The organism is Agrobacterium sp. 22117 (assembly GCF_052045735.1).
GTDB lineage: Bacteria > Pseudomonadota > Alphaproteobacteria > Rhizobiales > Rhizobiaceae > Agrobacterium > Agrobacterium cavarae.
On the sequence record NZ_JBQEPP010000003.1, the window covers coordinates 217233 to 233928 of the forward strand.

Consider the following 16696-nt stretch of genomic DNA (forward strand, 5'->3'; position numbering starts at 1 on the left):
GGATAAGCCGGGAACGAGCCTATATAGGCATTTAATTGCGAATCCCGATAAAAGTACACGATGACAGATATGAACCGGACTGAAGAACAGCTTGCCGAACTGAACCAGCCTAGCCTCTGGTCCGGGATCAATGCCTACCGGTCCGATCCGCTCATCGTCGATCTGACCTCGAACCTCTCGCGTCCGCTTCGCGACGAGCTGGACCAGATCGGTCGCTATGTCACCTCTGCCGAAGCCCAGGAACTGGCGCGCATGGCAAACCGCAGCACACCGCAGCTTCACACCCATGGCCCGCGCGGCGAGCGTCTGGATCAGGTGGAGTTCCACCCTGCCTGGCATGCTTTGATGCGCCGCTCCATGTCCTCCGGCCTGCACAGTGCGGCATGGGAAAATTCCGCCGATACGCGCGGCAGCGAACATAAAGCCCGCGCGACGAAATTCTATCTGACGGCGCAGCTCGAGGCTGGCCATCTGTGCCCGCTGACCATGACCCATGCCTCGGTTGCAGCGTTGATGGCATCGCCGCGCGTTCAGAACGAATGGGCGCCGAAAATCCTCTCGCGCAAATATGATTCCTCGCAAAAGCCCGCCATGCAGAAGACAGCCGTCACCATCGGCATGGGCATGACCGAGAAGCAGGGCGGCACGGATGTGCGCGCCAACCGCACCACCGCCGAGCGTGTGGGTGAAGGTATCTACCGGCTCTCCGGCCACAAGTGGTTCCTTTCGGCGCCGATGAGCGACGGCTTCGTCATGCTGGCGCAGATGGGCGATGGCATGGGCTGTTTCCTCGTACCGCGCTTTCTGGAAGACGGCTCGGCCAACGGCCTGCATTTCCAGCGGCTGAAAGACAAGCTCGGCAACCGTTCCAATGCGTCGGCCGAAGTCGAATTCAGCGATGCCTTCGGTTATCTGCTGGGCGAGCCCGGTGCCGGCATTCGCACCATTCTCGACATGGTGACATTGACGCGGCTCGACTGCGCACTGGCCTCCTCCGGCATGATGCGCGCCTCGCTCGCGGAAGCGGTTCATTTCGCCCGAGGTCGTTCGGTCTTCGGCAAGCCGCTCGTCAACCAGCCGGTGATGACGCGCGTGCTGGCGGACATGGCGCTGGATGTGGCTGCTGCAACCGCCTTGTCGTTCCGCTTGGCTACTGCCTTCGACAGCGCTCGCAGCAACCCTGCGGAAGCGGCATATGCGCGCGTGATGACGCCGATCGTCAAATACTGGTGCTGCAAGATCGCGCCGGCCCTGATCTACGAGGCGATGGAAAGCCTTGGCGGCAACGGCTACGTCGAAGAACGCCCGATTGCGCGTCACTATCGCGAAGCCCCGGTCAACGCCATCTGGGAAGGTTCCGGCAATGTGATGGCGCTCGATGTGCTGCGCGTGCTGCAGCGTGGTAAGGATCTGTTCGATCTCGTCTTCGAAACGCTGGAGCGCGACCTCGGCCCATCCGGCAAGAAGACCACCGATGTGCTGCGCGCCGCGATTGCACTATGTGAGCGTGACGAGGGCGCTGCCCGCCTGCTGGTGGAGCAGTTTGCTCTTGCCGCAGCCGCCGCCGAACTTTGCCGCATCGGGGCAGGGCGCATCGCCGACGCCTTCCTTGAAACTCGCCTAGCGGGTGGCTGGCGCCACACCTATGGCATGCTCGACAGCCGCTTCGATCCCACCTACATCATCGATCTGCTTTATCCGCCGGTGTCGTGATGCTGACTTTTCGCAGAGCCGTTCCACAGGACGAGGAGGCGCTTTACGCCATCTGCCTTGCAACCGGCGACGCGGGCAAGGACGCCTCGCATCTTTACGCCGACGAAAAGCTCGTCGGTAATATCTATGCCGTTCCCTATCTCAATCTTTGCCCAGACAGCGCTTTCGTTGTCGAAGACGGGGAGGGCGTCTGCGGCTACATCGTCGGCGCCACCGATACCGCAGCTTACGAAGAACGGCTCGAGCAGGCCTGGTGGCCGAAGCTGCGCGAGCTTTATCCGCTCGCGGAAGAAGAGGCCAACGCTTTGCCAGAAGAACACCGCAAGCGCGTTGCCTTCATTCACCAGCCGTCGCCCATGCCCGCTTCAGTGCTTCAGAACTACCCCGCCCATATCCATATGAACCTCCTCTCCCGCGCTCGCGGCACTGGTGGCGGTTCTCGGATGTTGTCTATGTGGGTAGAGATGGCGCGTAGCAAGAGTATTTCCGGCATCCATCTTGGCGCCAATCCTGACAATCACAATGGCATCGCCTTCTGGCAGTCGCGTGGCTTTTCGCCGCTGGCCGGCATGCCGGCGGGCACCGCATGGTTCGGCATGTCGTTGGACGCCTGAGTCCAAGAAACAGGCGTCTTTTCCACCATCCACAGGAAAGCCAGGGTTGTTAGGCTTCGTCTCGATTGTCGCGTTGTTAACTCTTTGCTAACCGCGCATGATACGTCACCAATCGGAGATTCGGAAAAGCCATGCTCGCCATCGATGGCACTGCCGCCCTCATGTCGCCCGCGCCGGAAAAGCGCATCAAGGATCGCGCCGCAACGGAGAAGGCGATCTTTGCTGCGGCAAAGTCGCTCTTGGCGGAGGAGGGCTTCCAGGGTTTCGGCATTAATGCCGTGGCGCGTCGCGCCGGTTGCGACAAGCAGCTGATCTATCGTTATTTCGGCGGTCTCGAAGGCCTGGTTTCAGCCATCGGCGAGGATCTTGGCTCCTGGGTGCAGGATCGGATTCCCGAAGACACAGGCGGCATGTTCCTGCTGACCTATGGCGACCTGATGGAGCGGCTGATGCTCTCCTATCTCGATGCGCTCCGCGCCGATCCGTTGGTCTGCAAGATCATTGCCTGGGAACTCTCCGAGCAGACGGAACAGGTCAAGCAACTGGCTGACGCGCGCTCAAAGGCGCTGGTCAAATGGATCGACCGCATGCGTGGATCCTTGCAGCCGCCAAAGGGCGCCGACCCTGTGGTGCTGAATGCTCTCCTCTTCGCCTCCATCCAGCATCTGGTGATTGCCGGCGCAACAAATGGCCAGTTCTCCGGCGTGTCGCTGAAGAGTGACAAGGATTGGGACAAGATCGCCGTCGCCGTTAAGCGCATCGTTCGCGCCCTTTACGGCTGATCCGGCACGCCCTTAATCGCTTCCCTGTCGATCGAACAGACGCCGTTGGCCGTGCCGATGGCGATTAGACCGCTGCGCTTGTCCACAGCCTGCGTCTCGCGTTAACCATAAATGCAGGTTTCGTTTGCTCCGCGTTAACCGTGAGTTCATGGTGTTAACGATTTGTTAACTACGAATTAAGAGCTGGATGAGAAGGAAGCGCTGTGAGCCGCTGGATACCTTTGAGCGTCATGATGACGTTTTTCGCCCTGCTACCACTCGATCTGAATGCGCCGACGCTGAACCTGTGCATCATGGGGTTACTGCGCTGGGCTGTCATCGCAGCGCTGCCTGACGAGCAGACGGCTGGAACGACCCTGGCAGGGGAGCGGATGGCATGAAGTGGTTTCTGATTTTGTGGGCGTGTCCCGTGCTGCTGCTCGGCAGCTGGTACTTCCTGTCCTACTACGACATGAGTTTCGGCTTTTTCATGCTGACCCGGCAGGCGCACGATCTGGTCTTCCAGATCTATGGCAATGTGCTCGGCATTCCTCCCGAGACGATCCCGCCGCTCGTGGCGCGCGCAATCGCGGTGGACAGCCTGCTCGTTTTCGCGATCATCGGATTTCGCAAGCGCAAGGCAATTGCCGCGTGGTGGCGTGCGCGTCAACCTTCTATGGATGCATCTCTCGCCAGCATGGAAAGCCGATCCAAGGCACCTTGAAGAATGAAACTTGCGGCGGCGGAATCGATGCGTTCGGCGCGCTTCGCCCGCGAGACATCCATTTCCAGAAGTGCTCTTTCGGCCGCGACTGTGGAAAGCCTCTCATCCCAGAAGACGAAGGGGATATCGGTCTTCTCGCTCATGGAGCGAACGAAGGCGCGAGTCGCCTGAACGCGCGGACCGGCAGAGCCATCCATGTTCATCGGCAGACCGATGACGAAGGCCGCGACCTTTTCCTTCGCGGCAAAATCCAGAAGCAGCGCTGCATCCTGGGTAAACTTGATCCGCTTCAGCACCGGGCGAGGGGTGGCGAACCGCCGTGACAGGTCCGACATCGCAAGACCGATCGTCTTGGTGCCGAGATCAAGACCGGCTATCGCCCGTCCAAGCCCCAGGGTCTCAGCCAGTTCCTCTATCGTCAGCGTCGCCATGCGGTGACCCTTTTTATCTCTTGCGGACAAATTCCGTACGCAGCACCAAACCCTTGACCGCATCGCTTTTGCAATCGATCTCCTCTGGATTGTCGGTCAGGCGGATCGACTTGATCACGGTTCCCTGCTTCAGCGTGGTGCTCGTACCCTTGACCTTCAAGTCCTTGATCAGCGTGACGGAATCACCATCTGCAAGCAGGTTGCCTGCGGCATCGCGAACCTCACTGGCCTTGGCCGCCGCGGCTGCGACTTCCGAGGCAGGGCGCCATTCGCCGGTCGCTTCGTCATACACATAGTCGTCATTATCTGCGGCCATCTTATCACTCCAAAGTAAGGTTTTGGGTTTTATGGGTCGTCCTATCTCATAAGATGGCAGGAACACAAAGGAGAACTTCGATGAAAATCACCTGGCTAGGCCATTCCGCTTTCCGTCTTGAAACAGGCCACGCAAAGATCCTGATCGATCCATTTTTCACCGGAAATCCAGGCTTCGCCGGACAGGACGCCAAGGATGCGGCTAGCGGCATCACCCATATTCTCCTGACCCACGGTCATGGCGACCATGTGGGTGATACGGTGAAGCTGGCAGCAGAAACGGGAGCAACAGTGCTCGCCAATGCCGATCTTGCCGCCTGGCTCGGCTCCAAGGGTGTCCAGAAGCTCGAGATGGGCAACACCGGCGGTACGGTGGGCTTCGACGGCTTTTCCGTCACCTTCACCAATGCACTGCACTCTTCCGCGCAGATCACCGAGGACGGTGTGTCGCATGCACTCGGCAATGCCAATGGCCTGATGCTGCATTTCGAAGACGGGCCGTCGGTCCATCACATGGGCGACACGGATATCTTCTCCGACATGGGGCTGATCAACGAGTTGCACGAGCCGGATGTTGGCCTCGTTCCCATCGGCGATCGCTTCACCATGGGCGGGGCTGTAGCTGCACTTGCCTGCCAGCGCTTCTTCAAGTTCCGCCACGCCATTCCCTGCCACTACGGCTCATTCCCGATCGTCGACCAGACGGCGGACAAGTTTGTCTCGGGTATGGATGGTTCGCAGACACGGGTGGACGTGCCGAAGGTTGGTCAAGTCCTGACATTCTGATGACCCGGCATCGGCGTGTCTTGGCCCAAAACTGCGCCGCAGAGGGCCGCGACACGCTTTCTACCGTTGCGAAGGACGGGCATGGTCATTATAGCGGGTAGAAAATTCTTGACCGGAGTAGAACCATGTCCGTCGATCTTGCCACCGTGAAGCGCGTCGCGCGCCTGTCCCGCATTGCCGTTAGCGAAGACGAAGCCAACACCATGCTTGGCCAGTTGAACGGCATTCTCGGCTTCGTGGAGCAGTTGTCGGAAGTGAATGTGGATGGCGTCGAGCCTATGACCTCGGTGACGCCGGTTGCGATGAAGAAGCGCGCCGACGTGGTGACGGATGGCGACAAAGCCGATGACATCGTTGCAAATGCGCCGGCCACCGACCGCAATTTCTTCATGGTGCCGAAAGTGGTCGAGTAAGCGCTGCCCGCTTGCTCCCACGTTGAAAATTCAAAAGTTTCGAAAGCTGTTGCCGATATGACCGAACTGACCAGCCTCACCATTGCCGAAGCGCGTGACAGACTGAAGGCAAAGGAATTTTCCGCCGTCGAACTGACGGATGCCTATCTGAATGCCATCGATGCCGCCAACGATAAGCTCAATACCTATGTCGTGACGACGCATGACAAGGCTCGCGAGATGGCCAAGGCATCGGACGAGAGGCTTGGCGCTGGAAACGGTGGCGCGCTGGAGGGTATTCCGCTTGGCGTGAAGGATCTGTTCGCCACCCGCGACATCCACACCCAGGCCTGCTCGCATGTGCTGGATGGCTTCAAGCCCAGATACGAGTCCACCGTGACCCAGAACCTGTGGGATGCCGGCGCCGTGCTTCTCGGCAAGCTCAACATGGACGAATTCGCCATGGGCTCGTCGAATGAGAGCTCCTATTACGGCCCGGTCGTAAATCCCTGGCGCGCGCAGGGTTCTGACAAGAACCTCGTTCCCGGCGGTTCTTCCGGCGGTTCGGCCGCAGCCGTAGCCGCGCATCTCTGCGCCGGTGCAACGGCAACCGACACCGGCGGCTCCATCCGCCAGCCCGCGGCCTTCACCGGCACCGTCGGCATCAAGCCGACCTATGGCCGCTGCTCGCGCTGGGGCATCGTGGCTTATGCATCCTCGCTCGATCAGGCCGGCCCGATTGCCCGCGATGTTCGCGATGCTGCGATCCTGCTGAAGTCCATGGCAAGCGTCGATGCGAAGGATACGACGTCGGTCGATCTGCCGGTGCCGGATTATGAGAAGGCCATCGGCCAGTCGCTGAAGGGTCTCAAGATCGGCATTCCGAAGGAGTACCGCGTCGATGGCATGCCGGAAGAAATCGAAAAGCTCTGGGCACAGGGCGTTGCCTGGCTGAAGGATGCCGGTGCCGAGGTCGTCGATATTTCGCTGCCGCATACCAAATACGCGCTGCCCGCCTATTACATCGTGGCACCCGCCGAGGCGTCGTCCAACCTTGCTCGCTATGACGGCGTCCGCTACGGCCTTCGCGTCGATGGCAAGGATATTGCCGACATGTATGAGAAGAGCCGCGCCGCTGGCTTTGGCTCGGAAGTGAAGCGCCGCATCATGGTCGGCACCTATGTTCTGTCCGCCGGCTATTACGACGCCTATTACCTCAAGGCGCAGAAGGTCCGCACGCTGATCAAGCGCGACTTCGAAAACGTCTTCCACGAAGGCGTCGACGCGGTTCTCGCACCAATCACGCCATCTTCGGCCTTCGAGATCGGCGACAAGGAACTCGCCTCCGATCCCGTGAAGATGTACCTGCAGGACGTCTTCACCATCACCGTCAACATGGCGGGACTGCCTGGTCTTTCCGTACCGGCCGGCCTTGACGGCAAGGGCCTGCCACTCGGCCTTCAGTTGATCGGTAAGCCTTTCGAGGAAGAAACGCTGTTCAAGACGGCGCATGCCATCGAGCAGGCAGCGGGCAAGTTCACGCCCGCCAAGTGGTGGTAAGCGGCCTCATAATTCGAGCCATGACAGAGGCCGATCGCGATGCGGTCGGCCTCATCGGTTTTCGCGCCTGGCAATCAAGCAGTGCGTTTGAAGACACCTATCTCGATCCCGTTGTAATCGAACGGGTGCGCGGCGAGTTTGAAGTCTTTGCCAAAGAGACCAACTGCGATCTCGTGGTTGCAGAGATCGACGGCGCGATCGTCGGCTGGGGTGCGCGCGCTGGAGAGCCGGACTACATATCTGATATCTGGATCGATCCAGACTACCAGGGCAGAGCTATCGGTCGTGTCCTCGTTGAGCATTTTCTAAACGAGATGCGCAGCGCGGATATTTCGACGGCAAAAATCGCCACGCATGCCAAGAACGTCAACGCCATCCGCGCCTACGAACGTTGCGGTTTTGCCATCGTCTGGCAGGGCCCTCAATGGTCGGAAAGCATGAAGGTGGAGCTTCAGAAAGTGCGGCTAGAGAAGCCTCTGTAAGAGCCGCCTTCTTCTCCAGCGATCCTCTGCTATGCTGTGGGGCAGACCATCACGGGAGGCAATGATGTCATCTGAAACAGCAAGGCATGAACTCGTTTTGATGCGCGAAATCGACGCGCCGCGGGAGAAGATTTTTCGCGCCTGGACCGATCCGGAGCTTTTGAAACAATGGTTCTGTCCAAAGCCCTGGGGCGTGTCTCACGCTGAACTTGACGTTCGCACAGGAGGCTCAAGCGTCATCGTCATGAACGGGCCAAACGGCGAGGTGGTCGACAACCGCGGCGTTTATCTGGAAGTCGTGCCGAATGAGAAGATCGTCTTTACCGACGCTTTCAAGACCGCCTGGATACCATCCGAAAAGCCGTTCATGACCGGCATTATCCTCCTTGAACCGCTGGGCGATGGCAAGACCAAGTACACGGCCATGGCACGCCACTGGACGGAAGAAGACAAGAAGACGCATGAGGCCATGGGCTTTCATGAAGGCTGGGGCGCTGCCACAGATCAACTCGCAGCGCTCGTTGCCACCATCTAGCAGGTTTGCTGAGGCATCCGGAGCCAAGCTGCCTGTCGTCCAGCGCATGACGACGCGAGGCTTTGATAGGAGCGGCGGGTGTCTGACCGCCGCCCCTTGTTCTCAGCGATTGTCGAGTTCGCCTCTCACCAGTTCCAGCCCACGCGTGGTAATGCGATAAGGTTGGCTTCTGGAGGACGAGATTGCTCTTTTGCTCTTCAGTTTGCGGAAGGTGGTGAGGTCGAGCCCGCTGAAAACCCAGCCGTCACGCGTATAAAGCACGGCTTTCTCGATCTTGCGGTTCTCGTCTCGTGTCAGTTCAATTCTGCCACCCTGCGCGAGCAGGTGGAGGATGCGCTGTTCTGCGCGTGAAATGTCCATGGTTGGAATCCGGCTTGCGTCCATATGGACGCGTGAAAACAAACCCGGGTGCCACTGGCATCCGGCTCGGTTTCAACATGGCCCGGCACGCAAGAGACTTGCGGGCAGGGCCTTTACCGGGACTCCGATTGAGAGAACATCAAAACTCCAAAGTTGGTCCTTCCTGATTAAGAGCTTGCTGCCTTTCAGTCAAGAATCGGCCAAATCCACCCGGTCATTTCCGATACGACTGGAAGAATCGCTGGGCCGATGTTTTATCTCGTCGGGTCATAGGGACCAGAACGTGATCGTCATTCGCAACGCAAATGAACAGGATGCGCCCCATCTTGCGGCCATCGGCCTGCAGGCATGGCGGGTCGCAAGCTCTGCGCTGGGGCTGACGGCTGTCCTGGAAACGAACGCGGCAGAAGCCTTTGCAGGCTTCACGCAATCCTCCTGGCATCGCATCCTCGTTGTCGAAAGACACGGCATGCCCGCAGGATGGGCGGCGCGCGAAAACTCCGACGATATGATCTCGGACTTCTGGATCGATCCGCGCCTTCATCGGCAAGGCCTGGGCGGCAAGCTCCTCAGTGCGGTCGAAGAGCAGGTGCTTGCGGCTGGCTTCTACTCGATCAGGCTTGAAAGCCACGCCAGCAACGAGCGGGCGCTCTCCTTCTTTCGCAAGCATGGCTACAATGTCAGTTGGCTGTCGATGAAATACGCGCGAAAGCTCGACCGCGAAGTCCAGACCATCGGCCTGCGCAAGGAGCTGAAAGAGTTCGACACGACGACCTATGGACCGTCTTTCTAATCACAAAAACTGTCGAAGAGCTCACGCGGTTCGGGCCAAGAAGGCCCACGCGACCGCCGCTGCGAGTTGAAGAAAAACGATAGCCAGAAGCAGTCCGCGAAACGGCTGCTTGCGTGTCTTGTGGCGCAGCAAGTGTTGTGCTGTCACCGTGCCGAGACTTCCGCCCATGAGCGCGAAGAGGAGCAATGTCCTTTCGCGAATGCGTCTGTCGCCTTGCCTTGCGGCCCGCTTGTCCCACCAGAAGAGGAAGAAGGTTGTGATATTGAGAACGGTGTAGAGGCCAAGAGCCGCGGTGATAAATGTCATGACGGGCTCTATAATCCAAATCCCGCTCGCTTGGCATTCCGGATCGCGAAAAAGGTAGGCCTTTGTCCGTAAGCGCCTTAGAAGTCTTGCACCTCCGGACCATTTGCTCTACCTCACCACGGATAGAAATTCCGTATCTTATGAGCTTGATATGACCCTTGTAGACGTTCGCACACCCGACCCGAAGCGTTTTATCCCCGGCGCCACTGGCGACTGGGAAATCGTCATCGGCATGGAGGTCCACGCGCAGGTTCTGTCCAATTCGAAGCTCTTCTCCGGCGCTTCCACGACCTTCGGCAATGCGCCCAATTCCAACGTCTCGCTCGTCGATGCGGCCATGCCTGGCATGCTGCCGGTCATCAACGAAGAATGCGTGGCGCAGGCGGTTCGTACCGGGCTTGGTCTCAAGGCCAAGATCAACAACCGTTCCATCTTCGACCGCAAGAACTACTTCTATCCCGACCTGCCGCAGGGCTATCAGATCTCGCAGTTCAAGGATCCGATCGTGGGTGAAGGCACCATCACGATTTCGCTCGGTCCGGACCGTCAGGGCAATTTCGAGGATATCGAGATCGGCATCGAGCGTCTGCATCTCGAGCAGGACGCCGGCAAGTCCATGCACGACCAGCATCCGACAATGTCCTTTGTCGACCTGAACCGCTCCGGCGTCGCGTTGATGGAAATCGTTTCCAAGCCGGACATGCGCTCGTCCGATGAGGCGAAAGCCTATCTGACCAAGCTGCGCTCCATCGTTCGCTATCTCGGCACCTGCGACGGCAACATGGACGAAGGCTCCATGCGCGCCGACGTCAACGTCTCTGTTCGTCGTCCGGGCGAGGGTTTTGGCACGCGTTGCGAGATCAAGAACGTCAACTCCATCCGCTTCGTCGGCCAGGCCATCGAGTATGAAGCGCGCCGCCAGATCGCCATTCTCGAAGATGGCGGCGTCATCGACCAGGAAACCCGTCTCTTTGATCCGGGCAAGGGCGAGACGCGCTCCATGCGCTCCAAGGAAGATGCGCATGACTATCGCTATTTCCCTGATCCCGACCTGCTGCCGCTGGAATTCGACGATGCTTTCGTGGAAAGCCTGAAGGTCGGTCTTCCGGAACTGCCTGACGACAAGAAGGCCCGTTTCGTTTCGGAACTCGGCCTCTCCGTCTACGATGCCTCTATCCTAGTATCGGAAAAGGCGATCGCCGATTATTACGAGGCCGTGGCTGCCGGACGCGATCCGAAGGCGGCTGCCAACTGGGTCATCAACGATCTGCTCGGCGCGCTGAACAAGTCCAGCAAGTCGATTGAGGAAACGCCTGTGTCGCCTGATCAGCTTGGCGGTATCATTGATCTCATCAAGGCTGGCACGATCTCCGGCAAGATCGCCAAGGATCTGTTCGAGATTGTCTGGAACGAGGGCGGCAACCCGGCAGAGATCGTCGAAAGCCGCGGCATGAAGCAGGTGACCGACACCGGCGCCATCGAAAAGGCCGTAGACGAAATCATCGCTGCGAACCCGGATCAGGTGGAAAAGGTCAAGGCAAAGCCAACGTTAGCCGGCTGGTTCGTCGGCCAGGTGATGAAGGCAACTGGCGGCAAGGCCAACCCGCAGGCGGTGCAGGAGTTGGTGAAAGCCAAGCTTGGTATCGAGGAATAAGTCGCTTTCGGGCTTTTTGCATAAGAGGCCGCGACCCTTTGCCTCGTCACCCTCTTGTGAATTCGAGGTGACGTCGAGAGACTACAAGCAATGCCGGGATCACTCCCGGCGTTTCTGTTTTAATGGGAGTAATGATGGTGTTCTTCATTCGCACCGCAAGCGAGCGCGATATCGAGCCTGTCCGGTCTTTGCTGACGAAGACCTGGCATGCGACCTATGATCCAATCTACGGCGCAGACAAGGTCAACGAGATGATCGCTCTGTGGCATACGCCAAAGGCCTTGAAGGGGCGCGTCGAGAAAAAGGGTGGCGAGTTTCTGGTCGCCGATGATGGCAAGCGTATCGGCGGCATGGCCTATGCTCTCATGTCGACCAGCATGGCGAAAACAGCACTTCTCTATCAGCTCTATGTCGATCCTCAGTTCCAGCGTCAGGGGGTCGGGCGTGATCTTTTTGCTGAACTGGAAACCTGCTTTCCCGACGCGGAAATCATGCGGCTTGAAGTCGAGCCCAAAAATACTGTCGCAATTGCCTTCTATGAAGGCGTCGGCTTCTCCGAAGTCGATCGAATCGAGCGCATGGCAGGCGTCGAGGGGATGCCTGGAATCGTGATGGAAAAGAGCTTGAGGCGGTAAGAGAATGGACGGTCTGATCATTCGCGAAGCACGCGAAGCGGATGTCGCGGCAATCGCTGCGATGTTTGCCGCCGATGATGTGGGCGGGCATGGCGACACCGCCGATGAGGCCGCGATGCCAGATTATCTTGCGGCCTTTAGGGCGATTGCCATGTCGACCCTCGAAACGCTTTACGTCGCTGAGTTCGACGGCCAAGTGATCGGCACCTTCCAGACGGTGATTCTCACCAAGCTCGCCGGCCGCGGCGCCGTTTGGATGGTGGTGGAAGGGGTCCAGACCAGAGAGGATATGCGCGGTCGCGGCATCGGCGCGACGATGATCCGATACTGCATCGCTGAGGCTGAGAAGCGTGGTCTCTCGGGCGTGCAACTGACCTCCAATATGGCGCGGATCGATGCCCATCGCTTTTATGAGAAGCTAGGCTTCGAGAAGCGTCATTTCGGCTTCCGGCTGAAGCTGAAATAATCGTCGCAACGTTGGAAAAGCTGGACAATCGTTGGTGACAGCGTCATAAGCTTCTGGCTGTGCGAGTGCGAAAGCGGCGCATATGAAAAGCCCGAGGAACGGATAATGAAGACTCTTCTGCTACAAATCTTCACATGGTGGAACGGCCAGACGATCGGAACGCGCTTCCATACCTGGCGCTTGGGCAAGAAGGTGGGGCAGGACGAGTTCGGCAACACCTATTACGAAGGTGGCACCACCTCCTGGGGCATGCCGCGCCGTTGGGTGATTTACAAGGGCTATGCAGAGGCTTCGGCAATTCCGCCCGGCTGGCATGGCTGGATGCATTACCGCACCGATACGCCACCGAGCAAGGAAAGCTATGTCGCACGCGACTGGCAGAAGCAGCACCAGCCAAACCTGACCGGTTCCGCCCAGGCTTACCGTCCTCAGGGTTCGATCGCTGTTCCAGGCGAGCGCCCGCGCGTCACCGGTGACTACGACGCCTGGACGCCCGGCGGCTGATCAACTTCACCCGAGGCTCCGTGTGCATCGGGGCGAAAAAGGGCGGCCGTTTCATCATGGCCGCCACCCGCTTTTGCCACATTCGATCATTAGGCGTGATGGGCGCTTCGAAAAGCGGGGCAGTTTTCTGGAGATGGTTTGATATGAGAACATTCACGCGAGATGTATCTTTGCGTGCACTGGCGGTTTCGCTTCTGGCGCTTCTTCCGGCAGTGGGTCTCGTGTCTCCGGCTTCCGCCGCCCGCCTCGAAAACAAGGTCGCCGTCTTCTCCGGGATCGACAAGATCACCGGCCGCATTACCTCTTTCGACGTCTACATCAACGAAACAGTGCAGTTCGGTGCGCTGCAGGTCACGCCAAAGGTCTGCTATTCGCGTGACGACACCGAAGCGCAGAAGATCGATTCCTTCGTCGAAGTGGATGAAATCACCCTCGACCGCAAGATCCGCCGTATCTTCACCGGCTGGATGTTTGCCGACAGCCCCGGTCTCAACGCCGTCGAGCACCCGATCTACGACGTCTGGCTCACCGGCTGCAAGCAGGACTCCGACGTCCCGCCGCCATCGACAGCAAGTAAGTAAAAGAGCCGGATTCGGCGCAGACGAGCGTTTCTATGCGTTGCCGATGTCGGGCTTGATGTAAGTGGTAGTTCAACCTGTAGTGCTGGTTTGCGGCGGGTTGAACCGCAATGATCCCGCATGCAAGCGAATCTCTTTATCGCGAAATCAGAATTTCAAATCCGCCTGGTTCACAGCCAGATCCAGCATCTTTGCATACGCGTCCTTGGGAACGTCGATCGCGCCAAAGGTCTTCAGGTGTTCGGTGGTGAACTGCGTATCGAGCAGCACAAATCCGTTGTCGCGCAGTCGCTCAACCAGATGAACGAGGCAGATTTTCGAGGCGTTGGTGCGGCGGGAGAACATGCTCTCGCCGAAGAAGGCGGCGCCCAGCGACACGCCGTAGAGACCGCCGACCAGTTCATCACCCTCCCACGCCTCCACGCTATGCGCGTGGCCGATCTCATGCAACTCGGTATAGAGTTTGCGAATCGTCTCGTTGATCCAGGTGTTAGGGCGGTCCGGCGCTTCTGCGGCACATCCGGCCATGACGGCAGTGAAGGCCGTGTCGAAGCGAATATCGAAAGGCTTCTTTCGGATCGCTTTTGCGAGACTTTTTGAGACGTGAAAATCGTTGAGCGGGATGATGCCCCGCAGGTCCGGCTCGACCCAGAATAGCTCGGGGTCATCAGCCGCCTCGGCCATCGGGAAGAGGCCGATGGAATAGGCGCGCAGCAGCATATCGACCGTAATATCGCTATCCCTGCTGCGCCGCCCCATTCCCTAGTGCGCGTCGCCGGCCAGATATTTTTCCAGCCAGTGAATGTCGTAATTGCCGTTCAGAATGTCTTCGTTCTGAAGCAGATCCTGGAACAGCGGAAGCGTGGTCTTGATGCCATCGACGACGAACTCGTCGAGTGCACGGCGCAGGCGGCGAATACACTCGTCACGGTCGCGACCATGGACGATGAGCTTGCCGATCATGCTGTCGTAGTAAGGCGGGATCTTGTAGCCCTGATAGGCACCCGAATCCACACGAACGCCGAGACCGCCGGGCGTGTGGAAATAGGTCAGCGTCCCGGGAGAGGGGACGAATGTCCGCGGGTCTTCGGCATTGATACGGCATTCGATGGCGTGGCCATGGAATTCGATATCGGCCTGCGTAACGGAAAGGCCCTGGCCGGAAGCAACGCGAATCTGCTCCTGCACGAGGTCCATGCCCGTGATCGCTTCCGTGACCGGATGCTCAACCTGAAGACGGGTGTTCATTTCGATGAAATAGAACTCGCCATTTTCATAGAGGAACTCGATGGTACCTGCACCGCGATATTTGAGCTTGCGCATGGCGCTGGCACAAATCTCGCCGATCTCCATGCGCTGTTCGACGGTGAGAGCAGGGGAGTTGGCCTCTTCTAGTACCTTCTGGTGACGACGCTGCAGCGAGCAGTCGCGTTCGCCAAGGTGGATCGCCTTTCCTTCGCCATCGCCGAACACCTGCACCTCAATATGGCGCGGCTTGCCGAGATACTTTTCCATGTAAACAGCGTCGTTGCCGAAAGCGGCAAGCGCTTCGGAACGGGCGGTCGAGACGGCCTCGTCGAGATCGGCTTCGGTCTTGGCGACTTTCATGCCGCGACCGCCACCACCTGCTGTGGCCTTGATCAGAACGGGGAAGCCGATCGAACGCGCGATCTCCATCGCGTTTTCAGGCTTCACCTCGCCATCGGAGCCGGGAACGACCGGGATGCCAAGTTCCTGAGCGGTCTGCTTGGCGGTGATCTTGTCGCCCATGATTCGGATGTGCTCGGCGGTCGGCCCGATGAAGGTGATGCCGTGCGCGTCGAGGATATCGGCAAACTTGGCGTTTTCCGAAAGGAAGCCATAGCCGGGGTGAACCGCGTCCGCGCCGGTGATTTCGCAGGCTGCAACGATCTGATGAATGTTGAGGTAGCTGTCACGCGATGGCGGTGGGCCGATGCACACGCTCTCGTCGGCGAGGCGCACATGCATGGCATCCGCGTCAGCCGTGGAGTGAACGGCAACCGTCGGGATACCGAGTTCCTTGGCGGCACGAAGCACGCGAAGGGCGATTTCGCCGCGGTTGGCAATGAGGATCTTGGATACCATGTGAGCTGCCCTTATTCGATGACCACGAGGGCTTCACCATACTCCACGGGCTGCGCGTCATTGACAATGATTTCCGTGACCTTGCCGGATTTCGGAGCCGGAATCTGGTTCATGGTCTTCATGGCTTCAACGATGAGAATGGTCTGGCCTTCCTTGACGGTGGCGCCGACTTCAACAAAGGCGCGGGCGCCTGGTGCCGGCGACAGGTAAACCGTGCCGACCATCGGGGAGGTGACGGTGTTTGCAGGGTTGCGCGCCGGAGCTGCCGGTGCAGCGGCGGCGGCAGGTGCTGCTGCGGGAGCCGCAGGCGCTGCGGCAGGTGCAGGGGCGTACTGGGGAGCCGCGGCATAGACGGTTGCAGGCGGTGCGGAGCGCGACACGCGGATGCGCAGATCGTCCTGCTCGACTTCGATCTCGGAAAGATCGGTGTCGTTGAGGATGTTCGCGAGGTCGCGGATCAGTTCCTTGTCGATACCGTTTTTCTTTTCAGACATGACAAACCCTATTCTGATTGTTTCTTTTTATGCCGTGATGTTCTTCAAGGCGTTGAGCGCCATGATGTAGCCGTAAGGCCCGAAGCCGCAGACCATGCCTTTTGCAGCGGGCGCTATCATCGATTTGTGGCGGAATTCTTCGCGGGCGTGGATGTTGGAGATGTGCACTTCCACGACGGGAACGGAAATGGCGCGGATGGCATCATGCAGAGCAATCGATGTATGGCCATAGGCACCGGGATTGATGACGATACCGGCGGCGCGTTCGCCCGCCTCATGCAACAGGTCCACAAGAACGCCTTCATGATTGGACTGATGGCACTCGACAGAAAAGCCAAGCCCTTCACCAGCCACCACGCAGTCGTTCTCGATATCCTTCAGCGTCTTGCCGCCGTAAATGCCCGGCTCCCGTTTTCCCAGCATATTGAGATTGGGGCCGTTCAGGACGAAGATCGTGTTGCTCATTCGCGGTTCCGTCAAAAATCAG

At 58.9% G+C, this 16696-nt stretch carries 24 protein-coding genes; 16 read left to right on the forward strand and 8 right to left on the reverse strand.

Annotated features, from left to right (window positions below; translation table 11 throughout):
• Window positions 1-60 precede the first annotated feature (60 nt).
• From ACTJKV_RS09515 to ACTJKV_RS09535, 5 genes are all read left to right on the forward strand, one after another.
• A complete protein-coding gene (locus tag ACTJKV_RS09515; protein WP_062425510.1) occupies window positions 61-1713 on the forward strand; it encodes an acyl-CoA dehydrogenase family protein in 1653 nt (550 codons plus the stop codon).
• The gene (locus ACTJKV_RS09520; protein ID WP_274103689.1) at window positions 1713-2327 is read left to right on the forward strand and encodes a GNAT family N-acetyltransferase; all 615 of its coding nucleotides are present in this window, start codon (window positions 1713-1715) and stop codon (window positions 2325-2327) included. Before ACTJKV_RS09515 ends, ACTJKV_RS09520 begins: the two co-directional genes overlap by 1 nt.
• A gap of 131 nt (window positions 2328-2458) precedes the next feature.
• Window positions 2459-3109 carry a TetR/AcrR family transcriptional regulator gene (locus ACTJKV_RS09525; RefSeq protein WP_162743437.1) on the forward strand — a complete coding sequence of 217 codons (651 nt, stop codon included), beginning with the start codon at window positions 2459-2461 and terminating at the stop codon, window positions 3107-3109.
• Window positions 3110-3342: 233 nt separating this feature from the next.
• Window positions 3343-3489: a hypothetical protein gene (locus tag ACTJKV_RS09530; protein ID WP_274103807.1), complete on the forward strand. Its 147-nt coding sequence runs from the start codon at window positions 3343-3345 to the stop codon at window positions 3487-3489.
• The gene (locus ACTJKV_RS09535) at window positions 3486-3812 is read left to right on the forward strand and encodes a DUF6105 family protein (protein WP_062425507.1); all 327 of its coding nucleotides are present in this window, start codon (window positions 3486-3488) and stop codon (window positions 3810-3812) included. Before ACTJKV_RS09530 ends, ACTJKV_RS09535 begins: the two co-directional genes overlap by 4 nt.
• On the opposite strand, the gene ruvX is transcribed toward ACTJKV_RS09535, so the two are convergent.
• Window positions 3755-4243 carry a Holliday junction resolvase RuvX gene (ruvX, locus tag ACTJKV_RS09540; RefSeq protein ID WP_274103687.1) on the reverse strand — a complete coding sequence of 163 codons (489 nt, stop codon included), beginning with the start codon at window positions 4241-4243 and terminating at the stop codon, window positions 3755-3757. The genes ACTJKV_RS09535 and ruvX overlap by 58 nt on opposite strands.
• 13 nt (window positions 4244-4256) lie before the next feature.
• The gene (locus ACTJKV_RS09545) at window positions 4257-4559 is read right to left on the reverse strand and encodes a zinc ribbon domain-containing protein YjdM (RefSeq protein WP_274103685.1); all 303 of its coding nucleotides are present in this window, start codon (window positions 4557-4559) and stop codon (window positions 4257-4259) included.
• A gap of 80 nt (window positions 4560-4639) precedes the next feature.
• Between ACTJKV_RS09545 and ACTJKV_RS09550 the strand changes: the two genes are divergently transcribed.
• From ACTJKV_RS09550 to ACTJKV_RS09570, 5 genes are all read left to right on the forward strand, one after another.
• On the forward strand, window positions 4640-5344 hold the full coding sequence (locus ACTJKV_RS09550; RefSeq protein ID WP_274103683.1) for a metal-dependent hydrolase: 705 nt from the start codon (window positions 4640-4642) through the stop codon (window positions 5342-5344).
• Window positions 5345-5469: 125 nt separating this feature from the next.
• Window positions 5470-5757: an Asp-tRNA(Asn)/Glu-tRNA(Gln) amidotransferase subunit GatC gene (gene gatC / locus ACTJKV_RS09555; RefSeq protein ID WP_062425503.1), complete on the forward strand. Its 288-nt coding sequence runs from the start codon at window positions 5470-5472 to the stop codon at window positions 5755-5757.
• 57 nt (window positions 5758-5814) lie between these two features.
• A complete protein-coding gene (gene gatA / locus ACTJKV_RS09560) occupies window positions 5815-7296 on the forward strand; it encodes an Asp-tRNA(Asn)/Glu-tRNA(Gln) amidotransferase subunit GatA (RefSeq protein WP_111847892.1) in 1482 nt (493 codons plus the stop codon).
• The gene (locus tag ACTJKV_RS09565; protein WP_274103680.1) at window positions 7287-7778 is read left to right on the forward strand and encodes a GNAT family N-acetyltransferase; all 492 of its coding nucleotides are present in this window, start codon (window positions 7287-7289) and stop codon (window positions 7776-7778) included. The genes gatA and ACTJKV_RS09565 overlap by 10 nt, the downstream gene beginning before the upstream one ends.
• Before the next feature lie 64 nt (window positions 7779-7842).
• Window positions 7843-8313 (forward strand): SRPBCC family protein, encoded by a 471-nt coding sequence (locus tag ACTJKV_RS09570; RefSeq protein WP_274103678.1) that lies wholly within the window; start codon window positions 7843-7845, stop codon window positions 8311-8313.
• A 102-nt stretch (window positions 8314-8415) separates the two neighbouring features.
• Here ACTJKV_RS09570 and ACTJKV_RS09575 read toward each other — a convergent pair whose 3' ends face one another.
• On the reverse strand, window positions 8416-8673 hold the full coding sequence (locus tag ACTJKV_RS09575; protein WP_116494119.1) for a YjhX family toxin: 258 nt from the start codon (window positions 8671-8673) through the stop codon (window positions 8416-8418).
• A 283-nt stretch (window positions 8674-8956) separates the two neighbouring features.
• Between ACTJKV_RS09575 and ACTJKV_RS09580 the strand changes: the two genes are divergently transcribed.
• On the forward strand, window positions 8957-9466 hold the full coding sequence (locus tag ACTJKV_RS09580; RefSeq protein WP_274103675.1) for a GNAT family N-acetyltransferase: 510 nt from the start codon (window positions 8957-8959) through the stop codon (window positions 9464-9466).
• A gap of 21 nt (window positions 9467-9487) precedes the next feature.
• Here ACTJKV_RS09580 and ACTJKV_RS09585 read toward each other — a convergent pair whose 3' ends face one another.
• Window positions 9488-9772, reverse strand: a complete 285-nt coding sequence (locus ACTJKV_RS09585; protein ID WP_274103674.1) for a DUF1294 domain-containing protein — start codon at window positions 9770-9772, stop codon at window positions 9488-9490.
• A 151-nt stretch (window positions 9773-9923) separates the two neighbouring features.
• Here ACTJKV_RS09585 and gatB point away from each other — a divergent pair, with 151 nt between their 5' ends.
• From gatB to ACTJKV_RS09610, 5 genes are all read left to right on the forward strand, one after another.
• Complete coding sequence (gatB, locus tag ACTJKV_RS09590; RefSeq protein WP_062437727.1) at window positions 9924-11426, forward strand: Asp-tRNA(Asn)/Glu-tRNA(Gln) amidotransferase subunit GatB; 1503 nt, start codon at window positions 9924-9926, stop codon at window positions 11424-11426.
• Between the two features lie 137 nt (window positions 11427-11563).
• Window positions 11564-12061, forward strand: a complete 498-nt coding sequence (locus ACTJKV_RS09595) for a GNAT family N-acetyltransferase (protein ID WP_274103800.1) — start codon at window positions 11564-11566, stop codon at window positions 12059-12061.
• Between the two features lie 4 nt (window positions 12062-12065).
• On the forward strand, window positions 12066-12527 hold the full coding sequence (locus ACTJKV_RS09600) for a GNAT family N-acetyltransferase (RefSeq protein WP_274103672.1): 462 nt from the start codon (window positions 12066-12068) through the stop codon (window positions 12525-12527).
• 105 nt (window positions 12528-12632) lie between these two features.
• Entirely contained in the window at window positions 12633-13031 is a 399-nt protein-coding gene (locus ACTJKV_RS09605; protein ID WP_274103670.1) for an NADH:ubiquinone oxidoreductase subunit NDUFA12, read from the forward strand.
• 143 nt (window positions 13032-13174) lie between these two features.
• Entirely contained in the window at window positions 13175-13612 is a 438-nt protein-coding gene (locus tag ACTJKV_RS09610) for a DUF2155 domain-containing protein (RefSeq protein WP_062425495.1), read from the forward strand.
• Window positions 13613-13756: 144 nt separating this feature from the next.
• Here ACTJKV_RS09610 and aat read toward each other — a convergent pair whose 3' ends face one another.
• Genes aat through aroQ form a run of 4 tightly spaced genes read right to left on the reverse strand, consistent with a single transcriptional unit; the run spans window position 13757 to window position 16674 of the window.
• Window positions 13757-14368 (reverse strand): leucyl/phenylalanyl-tRNA--protein transferase, encoded by a 612-nt coding sequence (gene aat, locus ACTJKV_RS09615; RefSeq protein WP_062437723.1) that lies wholly within the window; start codon window positions 14366-14368, stop codon window positions 13757-13759.
• Window positions 14369-14371: 3 nt separating this feature from the next.
• Window positions 14372-15715 carry an acetyl-CoA carboxylase biotin carboxylase subunit gene (gene accC, locus ACTJKV_RS09620; protein ID WP_062425493.1) on the reverse strand — a complete coding sequence of 448 codons (1344 nt, stop codon included), beginning with the start codon at window positions 15713-15715 and terminating at the stop codon, window positions 14372-14374.
• Between the two features lie 11 nt (window positions 15716-15726).
• Complete coding sequence (accB, locus tag ACTJKV_RS09625) at window positions 15727-16209, reverse strand: acetyl-CoA carboxylase biotin carboxyl carrier protein (protein WP_062425492.1); 483 nt, start codon at window positions 16207-16209, stop codon at window positions 15727-15729.
• 27 nt (window positions 16210-16236) lie between these two features.
• Window positions 16237-16674 (reverse strand): type II 3-dehydroquinate dehydratase, encoded by a 438-nt coding sequence (gene aroQ / locus ACTJKV_RS09630; RefSeq protein ID WP_113260710.1) that lies wholly within the window; start codon window positions 16672-16674, stop codon window positions 16237-16239.
• Window positions 16675-16696 lie beyond the last annotated feature (22 nt).